We start from the raw sequence: 18811 nt of genomic DNA on the forward strand, positions 1-18811 counted from the left end.
GCTGGTGTGAAAGCGTAATAAACGAATCGTTCACCATTCGTGACATTACATATTCCTCCTATACTGCCCGCCAACCTCATAAAGCGCATGCGAGATCTGCCCCAGCGAGCAGTACTTACAAACTTCCATCAGTTGCTCAAAAATGTTTTGCCCGGCCACGGCGGCATGTTGTAGCTGTTTCAATAGCTCCGCAGAATGTTCTTCATTGCGTTGCTGGAAGGCTGCCAGGGCGCTTATCTGGTATTGCTTTTCGTCTTCGGTTGCCCGGATAACTTCGGCAGGGATAATGGTTGGCGATCCGTTTTTGTTGAGGAACGTATTAACGCCCACTATCGGGTATTCGCCGGTATGTTTCAGCGTTTCGTAATAGAGCGATTCCTCCTGTATCTTGCCGCGCTGATACATGGTTTCCATCGCGCCAAGCACGCCGCCGCGTTCGTTAATGCGTTTAAACTCGGTTAATACCGCATTTTCAACCAGTTCGGTTAGTTCTTCTATGATGAACGAGCCCTGTATCGGGTTCTCGTTTTTGGCCAGGCCCAGCTCGCGGTTAATGATCAGTTGTATAGCCATTGCCCTCCGTACCGATTCTTCAGTAGGGGTGGTGATAGCCTCGTCATAAGCGTTGGTGTGCAGGGAGTTGCAATTATCGTATATCGCGTAAAGCGCCTGTAGGGTGGTACGGATATCGTTAAAGTCGATCTCCTGAGCGTGTAGCGAGCGGCCGCTTGTTTGGATATGATATTTTAGCTTTTGCGACCGATCATTACCGTTGTATTTGTTTTTGATGGCCTTGGCCCAAATGCGACGCGCCACGCGGCCGATAACCGAATATTCCGGGTCGATACCGTTACTGAAAAAGAACGACAGGTTTGGCGCAAAATCATCGATATGCATGCCGCGGCTCAGGTAATATTCCACGTAAGTGAACCCGTTCGATAGGGTAAAGGCCAATTGCGTGATCGGGTTGGCGCCGGCTTCGGCAATATGATAGCCCGAAATGGATACCGAATAAAAATTACGCACCTTTTCGCTAATGAAATATTGCTGGATGTCGCCCATCATGCGTAAGGCAAACTCGGTTGAAAAGATACAGGTATTTTGCGCCTGGTCCTCTTTTAATATATCGGCCTGCACGGTACCACGCACAGTTGATATAGCTTGTGCTCTGATCTTTTGATAGATATCGGCAGGTAAAACCTGGTCGCCGGTAAGGCCCAAAAGTAATAAGCCCAAACCATTGTTCCCTTCAGGTAAACCGTCGGAGTAATAGGTTGGCCTGGCCAGTTTCCGGTCATCATAAAGCTCTTTAAACTTAGCTTCAACCAAATGCTCCAACTTTTGCTCGCGGATATATTTTTCACATTGCTGATCGATGGCCGCGTTCATAAAAAAGCCAAGCAGCATAGGGGCAGGGCCGTTAATGGTCATGGATACAGAGGTGGCCGCATGGCAAAGATCGAAACCTGAGTACAGCTTTTTGGCATCGTCTAAAGTAGCAATGCTTACGCCCGAGTTACCGATCTTACCATAAATATCCGGCCGGATATGCGGGTCTTCGCCATACAGCGTTACCGAATCAAATGCAGTTGAAAGTCTGTGAGCAGGCTGGCCAAGCGATACATAATGGAAACGCTTGTTGGTACGCTCAGGGCCGCCCTCGCCGGCAAACATGCGGGTAGGGTCTTCACCTTCGCGCTTCAGCGGGAACACACCTGCCGCGTACGGAAACTCCCCCGGCACATTTTCGGTAAGCAGCCAGCGCAAAATATCGCCCCATGCCTCGTATTTAGGCAGGCTTATCTTAGGTACTTTAAGCTGCGACAGCGAGGTGTAATACAATTCCTGTTTGATCTCTTTATCGCGCACTTTAAAAATAAAATGCTCGGCTTTATATTTATCGATTGTTTCCGGCCACTCGCGCAACAGGCGGCGGCATTCACCATCAAGGCTCTCTTCGAGATGCTTATAAACATCTTGCAAGCCTTCTACAAGCGAGTTACCCGCTTGAGAGGGGTTAGGGGTGTGTTCCGCAAGCGCCTCCATAGCTCCTTTAACCTGGAACATTTGCTGGGCAATTTTACACTGTTGGTTAACCCAATCGTTATAAGCCTGGCTGCTTTCGGCAATTTCGGCTAAGTAACGGGTACGTTCGGGGGGGATAATGTAAGATTTTTCTCCATTACTAACCGCCATTTCCTTCTTGGTCTGAAAATCAACACCGGTTTTTGCCTTGATGGTTTTAATGAGCGCCACAAACAGCGCGTTCATCCCCGGATCGTTAAACTGCGAAGCCATGGTGCCGAATACGGGCAGGTCTTCGTCCTTAGCATCAAATATTTTATGATTACGCCGATATTGTTTCTTCACATCGCGCAATGCATCCAAAGCACCGCGCTTATCAAATTTGTTGAGCACTACGATATCAGCAAAATCAAGCATGTCAATCTTTTCCAATTGCGTGGCAGCGCCAAACTCCGGTGTCATCACGTAAAGTGACAAATCGCAATAATCGGTGATCATCGTGTCTGATTGCCCGATACCTGATGTTTCCACAATGATCAGATCGTAACCGGCAGCTTTACAAATGTCGATAGACTCCTGCACGTATTTGGATAGGGCTAAATTGGCCTGCCTTGTTGCCAGCGAACGCATATACACCCGCGGGTTGTTAATAGAGTTCATGCGGATCCGGTCGCCCAGTAAAGCGCCGCCCGTTTTACGTTTGGATGGGTCGACAGAAATAATGGCCAGTGTTTTATCCGTTTCCATCAGGTAACGACGCACCAGCTCATCCACCAGCGATGATTTACCTGCACCGCCCGTACCCGTAATACCCAAAACCGGAATGTGTTGATTATCGACACTTTTAAGCTCAGTTAAAAAACCGGCATTATCCGGGTAATTTTCAACCACACTTATAGCGGTAGCAATGGCTTTATTATCCTTTGCGGGAAGTCTTTTCAATTCGCCGTTCAGGTGCGAGGTAATGGGCTTGTCGCATTGCTGCAGCATATCGTTGATCATGCCTTGCAAACCCATTTGCCGGCCGTCATCGGGCGAGTAAATGCGCGCTATGCCGTAATCCATCAGCTCTTTAATCTCTGTGGGCAGGATAACGCCACCACCACCACCAAATATTTTGATATGGCCGGCGCCGCGCTCTTTCAACAGATCGTACATATACTTAAAGTACTCCAAATGCCCGCCCTGGTAGGATGTTAAGGCGATGCCTTGCACATCCTCTTGTATAGCACAGTTCACTACTTCGTCAACCGATCGGTTATGCCCCAGGTGGATCACCTCGGCACCGCTGGCCTGTAAAATGCGGCGCATAATGTTAATAGTAGCATCGTGCCCATCAAATAACGAGGTTGCGGTTACAAAGCGAATTTTATTTTGTGGAATATATATGGTGGCAGTATCCATGGTGGTACTTGGTTAGTGATACAAAATTAACCAAAATACCGGGCTTATTAAAGCCGGGGTGTAAAAACTGAAAACGATCAGGAGAAAGGTTTTTATTACTGCCTTATTCCCGATCGTTTTCCTGGTTCAGCATCGCTGCTGTAAAGTATTAACTTTTAAAATGTGAAAGTGTTTTAGGTTTTTGAAAAAAAAAACGCTTACCTGTGGCTCCGGTTGTCATTGTTTTGGTTACTACGAGATGCCTTGCCACCTTTGCTGGCCATCTCCTTTTGTTTCTTCTCGTCCATAGTTGCAAAATTTCCCTTTGAACTGTTGCCCGATTGGCCGGTTGAATTTTTTGTAGTTGCCATGACTTTTTTAATTTAATGGTTAACAATTAATTTGTTATTTTAATTTTAACGAAAATTATGCCAGCAAAGATTTGTAACAATAGCTGAAGATTTAATAATTTTTATTGAATTGATAATGTGTTTATTGCGTAATTTATCAATACTGAAATAACATTTTGGTATGTTAGTTTTTGTGAACAGTGTTTGAAAAAAATTACACTATAGTTAAATTAGGATTGTGCAGCTGCTTTTTGCTACGAGCAAAAAGGCGAACGGCATCCGCAAATCATTTTGTATCTTTGTGGCAATGCAAAATGAATCGATAGCTGTTGCCGAAGGCTTTAAAAGTTACAATAACTATGGCGCGTGGCTGCGTAAAAAATACAATGGCCAGCGGGTATTTAAAGTAATTGTTGATGGCGGCTTTACCTGCCCTAACCGCGATGGCAGCAAAGGCTTTGGCGGCTGTACCTATTGTAATGTCGATTCGTTTACGCCTACGGTATCGCGCGAAAACCCATCTATCCGCGAACAGGTGATCAAAGGCATGGAGCGCGCCCGCACGGGCAACAAAGCCGATAAATTCATCATTTACTTTCAGCCCAATACAAATACCTACGCCCCGACGCATTATTTAAAAATGATGTACGACGAGGCTTTGAGCATCGAACCCGAAAATATTGTCGGCCTTTCGGTAGGTACCCGGCCCGATTGTATCGACGCCGAAAAGATAGCCCTGCTGGAAAGTTATACCGACAGGTTTGATGTTGACCTGGAAATGGGGATGGAGTCTATTTATGATGATACCCTGGGTCAGATCAACCGCGGCTGCACCCACGGCGAACTGATCAATGCATTAGAACTGGTTAAAAACTCCAAACTCGATATCTGCGTACACACCATTTTCGGCTTCCCCTGGGAAACTAAGGAAATGATGCTGGCTTACGCCGACGAGATCAACCGCTTCCCGCAGATCAAATTTGTCAAATTTCATCACCTGCACATTGTGGAAGGTTCAATAATGGGCGTAAAATACAAACGCGAACCCTTCAAGCTTTTTAGTCTGCCCGAGTATGCCGATTTTTTATGCGAGCTGTTGCCTATGGTTCGCGAAGACATCGTGATCCAGCGCTTGTTCGGTCTGTCTGACCGCGACCTGCTCATTGCCCCGAACTGGCAGCTCAAAAAATCAGAGATCCAGCATTTTATTGACGAAACCATTCGTCAGCGCGGTATAGTGCAAGGTTCGGCGTTGTAACAGCCCCTCCACGCCCTCCCCGGTAGCCAGGATTTTAAAAGCAAGTCTCCCCAACCGCGGGAGATTTAGAGGGGGCCGTGGCTTGGTATCACCTTTGCAATTACAGAATTAATTAATTAATCATCGCACCCCGAAAATTAGAGGTTTTGTCACAAAAAACACAGCCGAATTACATACCAGCGCTAACCGGCGTAAGGGCATTAGCTGCCTACCTGGTATTTATATCACATTTTTATTATGTGTTTGGGGAAAGTATTCCTCAAAGTGTGCAACGTTTTTTCCGCGAATTCCACATCGGGGTAACCATATTTTTTGTTTTATCGGGTTTTTTAATCGCTTTCAGGTATTTTGATAATTTTTCTTTGGATAAAGACTGGTTTAAACAATACCTTAAAAACAGGGTAGCGCGCATTTACCCCATGTACCTTTTTCTTACTATCTGCGCCTTTGTGGTGGCATATTTTACTCACGATAACGAAGTTACAGGCGGTTCGGAACACCCGATAGGCATTCTGTTAATGAATATCACGTTTGTGCGTGGCTTTTTTAACGATTACAAGTTTAGCGGTATAGCCCAGGGCTGGTCGCTCACGGTTGAAGAGTGTTTTTACTTTTCGGCACCGCTAATGTTTTTTGCAGCCAAAAAGTGGGGTAAGTTTTATTTACAACCCATTTTGATTACCGGCTTTGGCGCTATTTTGGTATTGATCTTCCGGAATATCAACTGGTATGGCTTTTTCGGGAACTTCACATTTATGATGCTGAATACCTTTTTGGGCCGCTGCTTCGAGTTTTTTGCCGGTATTATGCTGGCCTTGTTTATCAAGAAAAATGGCTTTGGCAGAAGTAATAGTATCCCGTTTACTTACATCGGTTTTTTTCTGGTGTTCTTTTGCATCTGGATCATGTCGGTATTGCCGGTATTGCCCGGCGATTCATTCGGGCAGCAAAACCCGTTCGGTATCATTACCAATAACTACCTGCTTGCCATAGCCATCACGCTGTTTTTTTATGGCTTACTTACCGAGGGCAGCGGGCTAAAAAAAATATTGGCTAACAGGTTTGTTGAACTGCTTGGTAAAAGCTCGTACATTTTTTACCTGATACACCTGGGTTTTACCTATAACCTGTTACACGCAGGCGTTAACCAATTGAACGAGTGGGTTTTTAGCGTGTACGATAAGTTCGGACTCGAGTGGCATTCGCCGTTTGAGTACGACCAGCTGAACCTGGTATTTGTTTTTGTGTTGCTTAACGCCATATCGATACTGTTATTTAAAACTATTGAGGAACCCTTAAATCATTACATACGCAGGTCCGATTTTCTGATCAAAAGTAAATCAAGGCCGGCAGAGATCATTAATTAATAAAACACTATGGGAGTAGCTATAAAAAGTTTGAGCCATTTTATACCCGAAACACGGTTAACCAACGATGAATTAGGAGCCAGGTTAGGTATTGAAAGTATGTGGATAGCTGAAAAGACCGGCATTATGGAAAGACGTATTTTTCATGACGGGGCTACTTCGGATATGATCGTCAACGCGGCGCATGTTTGTCTCGAAAAGGCAGGCTTGCAACCAACTGATGTGGAGTGCATAATTGTGGCCACCATGACGGCCGACTTTTTATGCCCGTCAACCGCGGCGGTGGTTCATCACAAACTAAAAACAACCAATGCCTGGGGTTTTGATGCTATGGCGGCATGCAGCGGCTTTTTATACGGCTTGCAGATAGCCCAGGCGGTTTTAAATTCGCGCCAGCATAAAAACGTTTTGTTGTGTGCAGCCGATAAAATGACCAGTATTATCGATCCGCTTGATAAAAAAACATCGCTCATTTTTGGCGATGGTGCGGGTGTGGTTCTGTTGGAGTATGTTGATGACGAGCATAACGAAATTATAGATACCATTTGCAAACTGAACAGTACAGATCTGATGAGCGTAAGCGCGCTCGACGGCGGCAGCAAAAACCCGATCACCCCCGAAACTTTAACAAACTGCGATCAGTTTATGAAATTTACTTCGCGTGGCATATTCAGCGGTGGGGTAGCTTTATTTAAAGAAGTGATATTAGAGGTGCTGGAAAAAAATAACATGACGTTTGATGATATCGACTATATCGTGCCGCACCAGGCTAATAAACGCATGCTCGAAAAACTGGCCGAAGAGTTAGGCTTGCCCATCAGCAAGTTTATCATCAATATCGAATATATAGGTAATACCAATTCGGGTTCGGTTCCAATCGCATTATCCGAGGCGTTTTTAGACGAGCGCATTAAACCGGGCATGAAGGTGGTAGTGGCAGGCGTTGGCGCAGGCTTTACCTACGGCGCATCAATACTTTCAATTAAACACACCAAATAATATGTATTTACTAACCGGAGCATCAAAAGGCATTGGCCACTACATATTAGAAAAACTGGTTGCCACAACCAACGAAAAGATCATCGCGCTGTACAACAGTACCCTGCCCGATTTTAAACACCCAAATGTTGAGTGGTGCAAAGTAGATCTGTCGAACTTCAGCGAGATCGAAACGCTTATCAACAGCAAGGCTGATGAATTGATCGACTTAAAATTTATCAACTGCGCCGGCATTAACCATAATGCCATGACGCATAAATTCCCCGAAGAGCAATGGCTTAATCTGATGCAGGTTAACCTCACCTCAACCTTTTTTATCTGCAAGCTTTTGCTGCCTTTTATGCGCCAGCAAGAGTATGGTAAAATCGTATTCATTTCGTCAATTGTGGCGCAAACCGGTGTGGTGGGTTCATCAGCATACGCGGCAAGCAAAGCGGGTTTGTGGGGGTTAATGAAAACCATTGTACAGGAAAACGCCAGCAAACGCATTACCTGTAATACCTTGAATTTAGGGTACTTCAATATCGGCATCATCCGCGAAGTGCCTGAGAAAATGCTCGAAGAAATTAAAAACCGTATCCCCAACAAAACACTGGGTAACCCGGAAGATATATTTAAAACCGTACAACTGCTCATGGATGTTGATTACATCAACGGCAGTTGTATTGATATTAATGGTGGATTGTATTTGAACTAAAAATTGCTATGTCTGAAAAAGTAAAGCCCAAGTTTTTCCCTGCCTTAACCGGTGTGCGTGCATTTGCAGCAATCCTGGTTTTTACCACCCATGCGGGTTATATCATGACGGCAAGCCTCGGGCCGGGCGTGCAACGTTATTTTAACGAACTGAGCATCGGCCTGCCCATGTTTTTTGTATTGACCGGGTTTTTAATTACCCTGCGCTATTACGATAATTTTGAATATACCTGGGCATGGACAAAAAAATACATGATCAGCCGCGCAGCAAGGCTTTACCCCATGTACTTTTTATTTACCGCGGCGGCATTTATTTACTATTACTTTAGTCGGAACCAAACCCTTATCGGCGACCCGAATCACCCCTGGTTCACCATTTTTTTAAACCTTACATTTTTACGCGGTTTTTTTGACGATCTGAAATTTACCGGGGTAGGCCAGGGCTGGTCGATAACCGTTGATGTGGTATTTTACCTCATCACACCATTTGTATTTTACCTTATTAAAAAGAAAGGCATCTTCTTTTTACAATTGGCCTTTTTTATACCGTTTGGCTACCTGCTGGTGTTTCTTTTCCGCGGTTACGGGCATGATCTGTATGGCTTTTTTAACAAGTTTACTTTTATGCTGTACTATACCTTCTTCGGTCGTTGTATCGAGATTTGGATAGGTATTGTACTGGCGTTAAACTATAACAAAATCAAAGTTAAAGCAGGCAGTAAAAAACTAACTTATATCGGTTTTATACTCATGTTTGTGTGTGTATATTTCTTCACGCTGATCCCGCTTGCGCCCGATCAAAAATTCGGCATCACCACCTATAGCGGGATGATACTGGATACCATCTTACTTTCGCCGGCTATCGGTATCTTCTTTTTAGGCCTCATACGCGAAGAAACACGGATACAGAAAGTTTTGTCAACCAAATTTGTGCAACTGTTAAGTAACAGCTCATTTTTATTTTACCTCATCCACCTGGGCTTTATCAATAACTTTTTACACGAGGGCATTAACTGGTTGAACGATTGGGTTTTTGCCTTTTATGATAAACATGGTTTGGACTGGCATTCACCTTTCGAGTACGATCAGGTTAATATATTTTATGTGTTTGCAGGTCTTTATGGTATTTCCATATTGCTCTATAAGTTTATGGAAGAGCCGCTTAATAAAAGGATCCGTAATTACCTGTTTTTAAAATTGAACAGACCGTTGCCAACCGTTAACAAACCGGTATTGGCCGTAGTGGAGCAGGATTAGTGCTGTATTTGATATGGACGAGAAAATGAATGTTAAAAAATTAACCCTGATATTAACGCCATTGCTGGTTATGCTGTGTGCAATTGTTTTTGCACAAAAGCCCAAACCTAAACCCAGTACGCCCCCTGTTGCCAACGATAAAGAAGAGATCGTTATAACAGAGCATGCCTTCAATAAAAATTCGATCTTTCAATTAAACGATACCATTAAATATCGTATCGATCTTAAAAGCACCTACGGCAATGTGCAGGATGGCCATATATCATATGCTATTACTGATCTTAACAACCGTTTGATCACCCAAAAGTCGTTCCCGGTAAACATTCCGGCAAATGGTTCAAAACAGGTACACCTTGATATGCCGGCGCAAAAAGCAGGCTTTTACAAGGTCAATTTTATGCTCAACGTTACCGATGACGACGATACCGTACGGCGCGTTTTTGGTGTAGATACAGCCAAAGTGACCTCGCCCTTTAAAACACCCGACGATTTTTGGCCGTTTTGGGATAATGCTAAAAAAGAGCTGGCCAAAGTACCTCCCCAATACAGGGTAACCTATATGCCCAAATTATCAAAAGATAATGACGAGATCTACCTGGTTGAGATGCAATCGCTGGGTAACATCACCATCAGGGCCTGGATGACGCTGCCGAAAGATCGTAAACCTGGACAAAAATTTGCCGTGGCCATTGCTTATCCCGGTTATGGTGGCGAGATGCATCCGTTTTACAATACTTCGGGTATGATACACATTGGCCTCAATATACGGGGTTTAGGCAATAGCCGCGATGTGATACACCCCACCCGCGATGACTATATCAATGTGGGTATTGCAGATAAGGATACTTATATTTTTAAGGGCGTGATGATGGATTGTGTGCGTTTGAACGACTTTTTAGTGACACGGCCCGAGGTTGACACTAAAGCCATTTTTGCTACCGGCGGCAGTCTTGGCGGGTACCTCTCTATGGCAACTGCCAGTCTTGACGATCGTATCGCACTATGTTCGGGCGATAATCCTGGTTATCCCGATATACGGGCTATGGGATATGATGTATTCCCCATTAATACCATGAAATACTATGCCGATAAAAATCATTTTGATGTCGAGCGATCACTTAAAACCTGGGATTATTATAATTTAAAATCGTTTGTTACCCGTTTAAAATGTCCGGTTGTAATGGGTATAGGCTTGCTCGATAACTTCATATCGCCGGCAGCCGAAATGCATGTTTATAACAACATCCCCGCTACCGAAAAAAAGTTGTTCATATTTCCAAACCTGGCACACGAGGTTGGCCCCGAGCAAGGTTTGTTTGTAGGTAAATGGGTTTACGATAAGCTGCACATTTACGAAAAATGGCTTGCTTATAACAAGCCGGCCGCCAACGCCGCGCCTGCAGCACCCGTTGTTGATCCCAATGCCGAAGTGATCGACCTGGTAGAGCATCCACTCAATAAAGGTGCTGTTTTTAGCAGCAATGCGCCTATATCATACACCGTTGATCTGAAAAGTAATTTTAAAACTACGCAAACCGGAAAGATATCTTACATGGTTACTACGTCGCAAGGTAAACTTGTTGCACAACATTCGGTACCTGTAAGCTTGCTGCCTAAAGGCAATAAAACGGTGTCTTTCGAAATCCCGGCGCAAAGCAGCGGTTTTTATAACATTAATTTTGCCATCAACACTTCAAAATATGATGATACGCTTAGGCGGGCATTTGGTGTTGATACCAATAAAATAATTTCGACAAGGCCAAAACCGGCTGATTTTGATGCCTTTTGGGACAATGCCAAAGCAGAGCTGGCTAAAGTAGCCCCCGATTTTAAAGTGACCGAAAAGCCCGACCTGGAGCATAACGATAAAGTTTACCTGATAGAGATGCGATCGCTGGATAACCAGATCATCAGGGGGTATATGAGCCTTCCAAAAGATCTGGATCCCAAACAAAAACTACCTGTAAGTTTAGCATTACCGGGCTATGGCGCGCAGGCGCAGCCTCCGGTGGGTACAGCCGCAATGGCTCTGATCAGCTTAAGCGTGCGTGGCCAGCCTTTAAGCGATGATGTGCTTAAACCCGACCGTGAAGATTATATCATCACCGGCATTGAAGATAAGAATAAGTATATTTTAAAAGGCGTATTAATGGATTGCGAACGCCTGGTTGATTTTGTGTTTAGCCGTCCCGAATTAGATCATACCGCTATTTATGCTTCGGGAGCAAGCATGGGCGGTTACCTGGCATTGGCGTTATCGGGTATTGATAAACGCATAACCATCGTATCAGCAAACAACCCGGTATTTTCTGATTTTCGCACGCTGGCTGGCGTAAGTACCAGTTTCCCGATGGCCGAGATAAAGAAGTACGCTGACGATAAGGCCGTACCTTTAGATAAGTTATTGAACACCCTCGATTATTTCGACCTGCAGAACTTTGCGCCAAACATCACTGCGAAAACTGTGGTAGGTATCGGCATGCTCGATAACCTGGCCCCGCCAACCAATTCGGTAACCATGTTCAACAACATGCCGGGTAACAAAAAACTATTCATTTTCCCCAACCTCGCGCATGATATCGGCCCTGAGATTGGAGCGTACGTTGGTAAGTGGGTTTACGATAAGCTCGATATTTACAACAAGTGGCTGGCGTATAATAAACAACGCGAGATCGATAAAGTGAAAGAGGAAGCATCAGGCAGCGAATCGGTTGTAATTATAGATAAGCCGGCAAACAAAGAAGCTGTTTTTAAAAGTAACAGCACTATCGAGTACAATGTTGATCTTAAAAACAACTTCTTTAAAAAGCAGTCGGGTGTAATTAGCTGCCTGGTATACACATCCGAAGATAAATTTATCCGGAAGGATTCGATATCGGTAAATATTGATGCACGTACCACCAAGCGCGTACACTTTGAGGTACCACCTCAAAAAACAGGGTTTTATAAAATCAATTTCGCCATTAATGTGAGCGATTATGACGATACTCTGAAACGGGTGTTTGGCGTAAACATTGAAGATATCCGTTCGGGTTACCCCAAACCAGCAGATTTTGACCAGTTTTGGGCCAATACCAAAAAGGAGCTGGCCGCTATACCGCCTAACTTTAAAATGACCGAAAAACCCGAACTGGAAACCGGTCAGGAGCAGATCTATCTTATCGAAATGCAGTCGCTGGGTAACATCACCGTAAGGGCATGGTTAACGCTTCCGCGCGATAGAAAACCGAAAGAAAAATTCCCGTTGTATATTAGTTTACCCGGGTACGGTAATGCTATGGTACCTTCACACGCAGTATCAACTTTTGCCTTTATTTCGCTCAACGTGCGTGGGCAGGGTAACAGCCGCGATGTGATACACCCCGATCGTGAAGATTATATCTCGTACGATCTGCAGGACATCAATAAGTATATCTATCGCGGTTCTATAATGGATGGTGTACGCCTGCTCGATTTTGTGTATGCGCATAAGGAATTGTTTGATACCGAGTCGATATTTGTTACGGGCGGCAGCCAGGGCGGCTACTTAACGCTTGCCCTGGCCAGTATTGATCAGCGTGTGTCGATATGTGAGGCCGAAAACCCGGGATATATTGATCTTAAGATGCCTTATTATAACAGTAAGTGGCCCATTACGGTATTTAAAGACTACGCCGAAAAAAAATCAGTAAAGTTTGAAACCCTGATGGATAATTTTGAATACTTTAACCTTAAAAACTTTGTACCTAATATTAAATGTAAAGTGGTTGTGGGCATAGGCTTGCTTGATCCGCTGGTACCCCCAACCAATGAGTTAATTATGTACAACAGTATAAAAGCGTGGAAAAAGCTGTTTATTTATCCTAATTTAACTCACGAAGTTGATCCGGAACTCGGCGCTTACAAAGCCAAATGGATGGCGGATAACTTAGGCTTATAAACCTTACTGCAACTTAATTGTATTTATTGACATGATAGCCCGTTTGTTTAAACTGATACCCAAAACGCCAAAATCAATAAGCTTGTTTTTAGTAATGATATTGCTTTTTAACAACACGGGTGTACGGGCGGGTGGTAATCCGGTAGGCAAAAAAAGGTTATTCATTATCGTGTCAACGTCCTATTACTTTGCCAATACTTTTTGGGATGAGAACGGCCAGCAGCAGCAGTACCCTGATAATGGCAAGTACACTACGTTATCATTATCCGTCAATGCCGAATACGGCTTTTCGCGACGAATAGCCCTGGTAGCATCACTGCCATTTTCGGCAAATTATTTTAAAAGTTCGGTAAACTCAACAACAACATCGTCGCTGGGCGATGCTTCTGTAGGTATGTCATATTACCTGGCCAACATAGCTTACCGTACATACTTTTCGGTGCAGGGCAACTTTGTTTTCCCGGTGTACCAAAACACCGCTACCGTTATACATGGCTATGGCGATGTAGGTGCCAATGCACAGTTCCTCGTTTCGGGCGATTTTAAGCTGGGCGAAAAGTCGATAGCGTTTGGCGGCACCGTGGGCGCCAGCCAGTTTTTTGGCGAGTTAGCGCCGCTGCAGCTTACACTTGGTGGTAACCTGGGTATGGCGGTATCTAAAAAAAACCAGCTGTCCATTGCCGCCACGGCAGCCGCGTCTTTCAGTCCCGAAAAGGCGTTCGACCCTACCAGCCCCGCACCGGCCAAAGACTATAGATACACTCAAATAACTTTAAATTTCTCGCATAATATTTCGCGCAACAAAAGCTTGTTTTTTAGCGGTACCCGTTTCCTTGTCGGAAAAAACACAGGTATCGGCAACACAATAACCGCCGGTTTTACGTATAAGTTTTAATAAAACCCTATTATTGCGTAAAGCATGAGATTCTCCAAAAAGTTAATTGCATTATTCGTTTTAGCATTGGGTAGTTACTGTGCCCGGGGCCAATACATACTGCCCGAAAACTTTAACAGTTTAAAAGCTGCCGATACTGTAAAACAGAGTAAGGATACTGAGGATGAAGGCGAGATACTGATCAGGGTGAGGCCCGGTTCGGCAAACGGTATTTTTAAAACTGCCGATGATGTGAGTTATAGCCTGAAGGTTGATAACCACTACAAAATTGCCCAGGATGGTAAGCTAACCTGTTTTGTTACCACCGATATGGGGCAAAAGGTTTTTGAAAACACACAGAACATACACCTCGGCAAAAAGAGCAGCGATAGCTTTAGATTTAAGATAGATTGTAAAGACTACGGTTTTTACAAAGTGAGCTTTATATTCCATCTGTCATCATACGATGATACTGTGAAGCGCGTATTTGGGGTGAACACGGCTAAAATAATGCCGACTTTACATAAACCTGCCGATTTTGATGCCTTTTGGAAACGCACCCGGGATTCGCTGGCGCGCATAGCCCCGCAGTATAATATTATTGAAGAACGGGCTCTTAGCGTAAACAACAAGCGGGTATACCTGGTCGAGATGCATTCGTGGGGCAATAAGGTAGTGCGCGGCTGGTTAACTATCCCAATCACCAAAAGCAAAAAGCGTTTACCGGTTAAATACCGTTTGCCGGGATATATTGTGGCACTGGAACCCAGTTTAGATGATGACGACTTTGTAGAATTTAACTTTAATGTACGCGGCAGCGGTAACAGCAAAAGTGCTATTGATACACATGGCGAATATAACCTGTACCATATTGAAAACCGCGATGAATACGTGTACCGCGGCGTGTATATGGATTGCGTACGCGGGCTCGACTTTTTATGCTCGCATGCTGCTTTGGGTATTGATACCGGCAAAATTATGGTTGATGGTTCGAGCCAGGGCGGGGGTTTGGCCATTGCTTTGGCAGCGATGGATAAGCGGGTTAAACTCGCCACTGTACAAGTGCCTTTGTATGCCGATTTTAGAAATGCGTATGAGATAACGGCCCTCAACCCAAAATCGCAAACGCCGGTTGGGATGATCGTAAATTATGTACGGACACACCCTAAGTTTAGTAAAGAAAAATTGTTTGATGTTTGGGATTATTACGACCCGCTTAATTTTGCTCCCAATGCTAAATGCCCTGTATTGATGGCGATAGGTTTGCTTGACGAATTTTGCCCCCCGCGTTGCAGTGTGGCCATGTACAACAGGCTAACCAATAAGCGTAACGAATGGTGGTCGAGCCCCGAAAAGACACACGAGGTGGATGAATTATACTATACCGAACAGTTTTTATGGTTCCAGGATCTGTTAAGGTTGGATTGATCGTTGGTTACTTAGCCCGGAATACACCAAATAATTTATTGATCTGTTCTTCGCGGTAAGCAAAGGTGTTTTTTAATTGCTTTTCAACAAATATAGCATTAGCCATACGGCCGATGATCCCGTAAGGAATACCATAAGTTAAAATATCTGTCATATGTACGCCGCCCTTTATTTCCTTAAAGTGATGTTGATGATGCCATAGCGCATACGGCCCGGACAGCTGTTCATCAACAAAGTATTCATGTTCTTTAATATGTGTTATCTCGGTTACCCAGTTCATTCTGATACCTAATACAGGCGATATTTTATAGGAGATGAGCATACCCGTATACATTTTGGTGTCGGGAGCATAGTCGGACGTGATCGTCAGTTTCAGATCCGGCGGAGTGATCTTAATAAGGTTGAGAGGCGATGAAAAAAAATCCCAGGCCTCGGCTAACGGGATAGGCAGATCGGATTCAAATTTAAAGTGGTAGGTCTTCATTAGTCGGGAACATCCAAAAGCCTATAATGTTTTATTTAACCTGTCTTTTAACAAATTAAGCAAGCCATCAAATTCTTTTGGATCATAACCGACAGATTGAAACAGGATATTTCCCTTTTCATCAAGCAATAAGGTACGCGGGATATACTGCGTAGCAAACAAGCTGAATATTTTACGGCCTTCATCGGGCAGCATTAAAAAGGTGTAGTTGTTAGTTTGCTTAAAGGTAAGCACCTTATCCCAACCTTCTTCACGACCAAATACAAACAGCGCGAATTTGGCATTGTCTTTATATTTTTCCCATATATCTTTTTGCACACGGGGAAGTTCTTCGCGGCAAGGCGGGCACCAGGTAGCAAAAAAATTGATCAGTACAATTTTACCACGATAGTCGGCTATGTTTACGGTTTTACCTTTGTCGGTTTCAAAACTAAAGGAGGGGCAGGCACCGCCAACTTTGGTTAGGGTAGTAGCGTCGGGTACCTGTGCCCTGGTTAAAACCGGGGCGAAAATAATAAGCAGCAGGTAAGTAAATTTTTTCATAGCGCTTTTTTCGGCAAGATAGAAAATAGTCGCTACAAAAATTTACTACTGTACCATTTTATTGGCGCAATACGAACTGGCAAAAGCCTCAGGCTTAGCCTTAAACACAAAGCCCATGCTTAAAATGTAACCCATAGCCTCGTGCAGGGCCTGGTTTGATTTAAACATCGGGTTGGTGTTAATGTCGGCATGTACCTCCAGGTCAACATCGTACAGGTCGAGCAGATCGCATAGTTTGTAAGCAATGTCGATAGACTTTTGCACTTCGCTTAGCATACGTTCTTTAATGCTCATTTTTTGCGAAGTACGCTCCTGGTGGATAAACATAAATCCGCCGCGTTGCTCACGTAAAAAAACAATTACTGTTGCAAAATCTGTTACGCTGCCTTTTACCTGCGAATCGGTACCGATACAAACTTTGAGCTTATTACCCAGATTTGCTTCGCGCTCGATGGCTTTTTCAACTTCTTCGATAATGGGCGACTGAATGATCTCGCCGCTGAATTTTCTCCAGGTCATAATTTTTCATGTGGTTTAAATAGACGACCATGTATAAGTTTTTACTAATTTAAGCTATCCCTATCGAGATTAACGTAAACACAGTATCATTTATTTGTTAACATCTGCTTATATATCAACATATTATAATTTAAAAGTTTAACTGTTGGTTTTAAATTAAAGGATAGTTTGCAATAAATGTTTGTCTGGGTGTATACAGGCAACTAAACAAATTCGTTTATTAAACATTATAAATTTATTTTTGGGCCATTACACATGAAATTTAAAACCGGGAAATATTTATTGCTTTTTTGTTTGGCCGGGCTTTTTTTAAGCGCATGCAAAAACAACAACGATGCACCCGGTATAACCGCCACAACCAGTATCAGTGTGGTAAACCTGGTAGTTAACTCAGGTTCAATTAACTACTATGCCAACGGTACCCGGCAAAATAATTATAAACTGGGCTATAGTTTAGCCTCGGGCTATTTAACAGTAACTTCGGGCGATCAAATTACATCCCTTAAAGATACGCTGTATAATACCATTTATTCGGCCGACCAAAACCTGACCGACAGTATCCGTTATACGTTGCTTGCAGCCGGGCAAAGTAAGCAGGCAGTTAGCGGTATTTTACTAAGCGATACAGCCAGATCAGTTAGCGGCAAAGTAAAGGCCCGTTTTATTAACGCATCGGCAAATGCACCCGCGGTCGACGTTTATTTTAATAATGTTGCCATTACCAATATTGCTTATAAGGGTATATCCAAATTTGCCCTGGTTGATACCGGTACCGTGGTTTTAAAAATTAACCAGGCAGGTACCAATACGCTTATCACTTCGCAAACGTTTAAGTTGAGCGGTGGCGGGGTTTATACCTTTTATGGATATGGCTTATACAATGGCACAGGTGTAAACGCCTTTGCTGTCGGCGAAATTATTAACCATTAGTACAGCCAATTCTTTATAGATTTGCATCGTTAAAATGATCAATAAAAAAGCAAATAATTTAGTTGTAAACAGTTTACTGGTTATTGTGGTATCGATACTTGGGTTATCGATGTTACCGTCATGCAATAAAAATGGTGCAGTGGCCCCAACGGCATCAACAACAAAATTATGCATCGCCGATGCCAGTCCCGATTTGCTGCCTATGCAGGTATACATTGGTGGTTTGCAATTGGGCAACAAATTTTTTAATTATCCTACGGTAACCAACTATTACTCGGTTTACAGCGGCGAGCAGGTAATGCAGGTGCGTAACCATAAACTGGTAACCGTTTTTTATGTAGATAGTACCTTAAAGGATAACCGGAGCTATACTTTATTTGTAACCGGCCTGGCTACAGCTACCACACACGCTGATACGATAACCTACATCTTAACCACCGATTACTCTACAGTACCCACATTAGGCTATGGTAAGATCCGCTTTGTAAATGCATCGCCACGTACGGCAGGTTTGGACGTGTATGCCAACGGAACCCAGGCTTTCAGTAACATCACCTACAAACAGGTATCATCCTATATCCAGGTACCAGCCGGGGTTTATGCCTTTAAAATAAATGCTACGGCAACACCAACAAATACGTTAACTACGCTGAGTAATGTTACCGTGCAGGACGGCCGCCTTTATACCGTATTTACCCGTGGCCTGGTAGGCCGCACCGATAGCGCCGCGTTTACCGCAGCTGTTATATCCAATCAATAATTTTGCGCGTTTATTTGCC

At 43.9% G+C, this 18811-nt stretch carries 15 protein-coding genes; 10 read left to right on the forward strand and 5 right to left on the reverse strand.

The features are described 5' to 3' along the window. Positions 1-45: 45 nt before the first annotated feature. On the reverse strand, positions 46-3429 hold the full coding sequence (locus ACFGVR_RS11170; RefSeq protein WP_448702906.1) for a methylmalonyl-CoA mutase family protein: 3384 nt from the start codon (positions 3427-3429) through the stop codon (positions 46-48). 197 nt (positions 3430-3626) lie between these two features. After that, positions 3627-3779, reverse strand: a complete 153-nt coding sequence (locus ACFGVR_RS11175) for a KGG domain-containing protein (RefSeq protein ID WP_448702907.1) — start codon at positions 3777-3779, stop codon at positions 3627-3629. A gap of 286 nt (positions 3780-4065) precedes the next feature. Between ACFGVR_RS11175 and ACFGVR_RS11180 the strand changes: the two genes are divergently transcribed. The 8 genes from ACFGVR_RS11180 (at position 4066) to ACFGVR_RS11215 (ending at position 15556) form a co-directional block, all read left to right on the forward strand. Further along, a complete protein-coding gene (locus ACFGVR_RS11180; protein ID WP_448702908.1) occupies positions 4066-5016 on the forward strand; it encodes a TIGR01212 family radical SAM protein in 951 nt (316 codons plus the stop codon). 146 nt (positions 5017-5162) lie between these two features. Beyond that, positions 5163-6383: an acyltransferase family protein gene (locus ACFGVR_RS11185; protein WP_448702909.1), complete on the forward strand. Its 1221-nt coding sequence runs from the start codon at positions 5163-5165 to the stop codon at positions 6381-6383. Positions 6384-6392: 9 nt separating this feature from the next. Then, positions 6393-7382: a 3-oxoacyl-ACP synthase III family protein gene (locus tag ACFGVR_RS11190; protein ID WP_448702910.1), complete on the forward strand. Its 990-nt coding sequence runs from the start codon at positions 6393-6395 to the stop codon at positions 7380-7382. 1 nt (position 7383) lies between these two features. Further along, entirely contained in the window at positions 7384-8079 is a 696-nt protein-coding gene (locus ACFGVR_RS11195) for an SDR family NAD(P)-dependent oxidoreductase (protein WP_448702911.1), read from the forward strand. A gap of 8 nt (positions 8080-8087) precedes the next feature. Beyond that, positions 8088-9335 (forward strand): acyltransferase family protein, encoded by a 1248-nt coding sequence (locus ACFGVR_RS11200; protein ID WP_448702912.1) that lies wholly within the window; start codon positions 8088-8090, stop codon positions 9333-9335. A gap of 13 nt (positions 9336-9348) precedes the next feature. Beyond that, on the forward strand, positions 9349-13254 hold the full coding sequence (locus ACFGVR_RS11205; protein ID WP_448702913.1) for an acetylxylan esterase: 3906 nt from the start codon (positions 9349-9351) through the stop codon (positions 13252-13254). A gap of 31 nt (positions 13255-13285) precedes the next feature. Then, on the forward strand, positions 13286-14149 hold the full coding sequence (locus tag ACFGVR_RS11210; RefSeq protein ID WP_448702914.1) for a hypothetical protein: 864 nt from the start codon (positions 13286-13288) through the stop codon (positions 14147-14149). A 24-nt stretch (positions 14150-14173) separates the two neighbouring features. Next, positions 14174-15556, forward strand: coding sequence for an acetylxylan esterase (locus tag ACFGVR_RS11215; RefSeq protein ID WP_448702915.1), 1383 nt, complete (start codon positions 14174-14176; stop codon positions 15554-15556). A gap of 7 nt (positions 15557-15563) precedes the next feature. Here ACFGVR_RS11215 and ACFGVR_RS11220 read toward each other — a convergent pair whose 3' ends face one another. The 3 genes from ACFGVR_RS11220 to ACFGVR_RS11230 are packed head-to-tail and all read right to left on the reverse strand — an operon-like array spanning position 15564 to position 17102. Continuing rightward, positions 15564-16040 carry an SRPBCC family protein gene (locus ACFGVR_RS11220; RefSeq protein ID WP_448702916.1) on the reverse strand — a complete coding sequence of 159 codons (477 nt, stop codon included), beginning with the start codon at positions 16038-16040 and terminating at the stop codon, positions 15564-15566. 21 nt (positions 16041-16061) lie between these two features. Continuing rightward, positions 16062-16583: a TlpA family protein disulfide reductase gene (locus tag ACFGVR_RS11225; RefSeq protein ID WP_448702917.1), complete on the reverse strand. Its 522-nt coding sequence runs from the start codon at positions 16581-16583 to the stop codon at positions 16062-16064. 45 nt (positions 16584-16628) lie between these two features. After that, entirely contained in the window at positions 16629-17102 is a 474-nt protein-coding gene (locus tag ACFGVR_RS11230; protein ID WP_448702918.1) for a ribonuclease H-like YkuK family protein, read from the reverse strand. Between the two features lie 255 nt (positions 17103-17357). On the opposite strand from ACFGVR_RS11230, the gene ACFGVR_RS11235 reads away from it, so the two are divergent. Together ACFGVR_RS11235 and ACFGVR_RS11240 are read left to right on the forward strand one after the other, a co-directional pair. Next, the gene (locus tag ACFGVR_RS11235) at positions 17358-18032 is read left to right on the forward strand and encodes a DUF4397 domain-containing protein (RefSeq protein ID WP_448702919.1); all 675 of its coding nucleotides are present in this window, start codon (positions 17358-17360) and stop codon (positions 18030-18032) included. Positions 18033-18066: 34 nt separating this feature from the next. After that, positions 18067-18792, forward strand: coding sequence for a DUF4397 domain-containing protein (locus tag ACFGVR_RS11240; protein ID WP_448702920.1), 726 nt, complete (start codon positions 18067-18069; stop codon positions 18790-18792). The last annotated feature ends 19 nt before the right edge of the window (positions 18793-18811 follow it).

This window comes from Mucilaginibacter aureus (assembly GCF_053514885.1).

Coding starts and splice junctions, on each gene's coding strand:
- ACFGVR_RS11170 (WP_448702906.1), bottom strand. CDS start 3,429: ATGGATACTGCCACCATATATATTCCACAAAATAAAATTCGCTTTGTA.
- ACFGVR_RS11175 (WP_448702907.1), bottom strand. CDS start 3,779: ATGGCAACTACAAAAAATTCAACCGGCCAATCGGGCAACAGTTCAAAG.
- ACFGVR_RS11180 (WP_448702908.1), top strand. CDS start 4,066: ATGCAAAATGAATCGATAGCTGTTGCCGAAGGCTTTAAAAGTTACAAT.
- ACFGVR_RS11190 (WP_448702910.1), top strand. CDS start 6,393: ATGGGAGTAGCTATAAAAAGTTTGAGCCATTTTATACCCGAAACACGG.
- ACFGVR_RS11195 (WP_448702911.1), top strand. CDS start 7,384: ATGTATTTACTAACCGGAGCATCAAAAGGCATTGGCCACTACATATTA.
- ACFGVR_RS11200 (WP_448702912.1), top strand. CDS start 8,088: ATGTCTGAAAAAGTAAAGCCCAAGTTTTTCCCTGCCTTAACCGGTGTG.
- ACFGVR_RS11205 (WP_448702913.1), top strand. CDS start 9,349: ATGGACGAGAAAATGAATGTTAAAAAATTAACCCTGATATTAACGCCA.
- ACFGVR_RS11210 (WP_448702914.1), top strand. CDS start 13,286: ATGATAGCCCGTTTGTTTAAACTGATACCCAAAACGCCAAAATCAATA.
- ACFGVR_RS11215 (WP_448702915.1), top strand. CDS start 14,174: ATGAGATTCTCCAAAAAGTTAATTGCATTATTCGTTTTAGCATTGGGT.
- ACFGVR_RS11220 (WP_448702916.1), bottom strand. CDS start 16,040: ATGAAGACCTACCACTTTAAATTTGAATCCGATCTGCCTATCCCGTTA.
- ACFGVR_RS11225 (WP_448702917.1), bottom strand. CDS start 16,583: ATGAAAAAATTTACTTACCTGCTGCTTATTATTTTCGCCCCGGTTTTA.
- ACFGVR_RS11230 (WP_448702918.1), bottom strand. CDS start 17,102: ATGACCTGGAGAAAATTCAGCGGCGAGATCATTCAGTCGCCCATTATC.
- ACFGVR_RS11235 (WP_448702919.1), top strand. CDS start 17,358: ATGAAATTTAAAACCGGGAAATATTTATTGCTTTTTTGTTTGGCCGGG.
- ACFGVR_RS11240 (WP_448702920.1), top strand. CDS start 18,067: ATGATCAATAAAAAAGCAAATAATTTAGTTGTAAACAGTTTACTGGTT.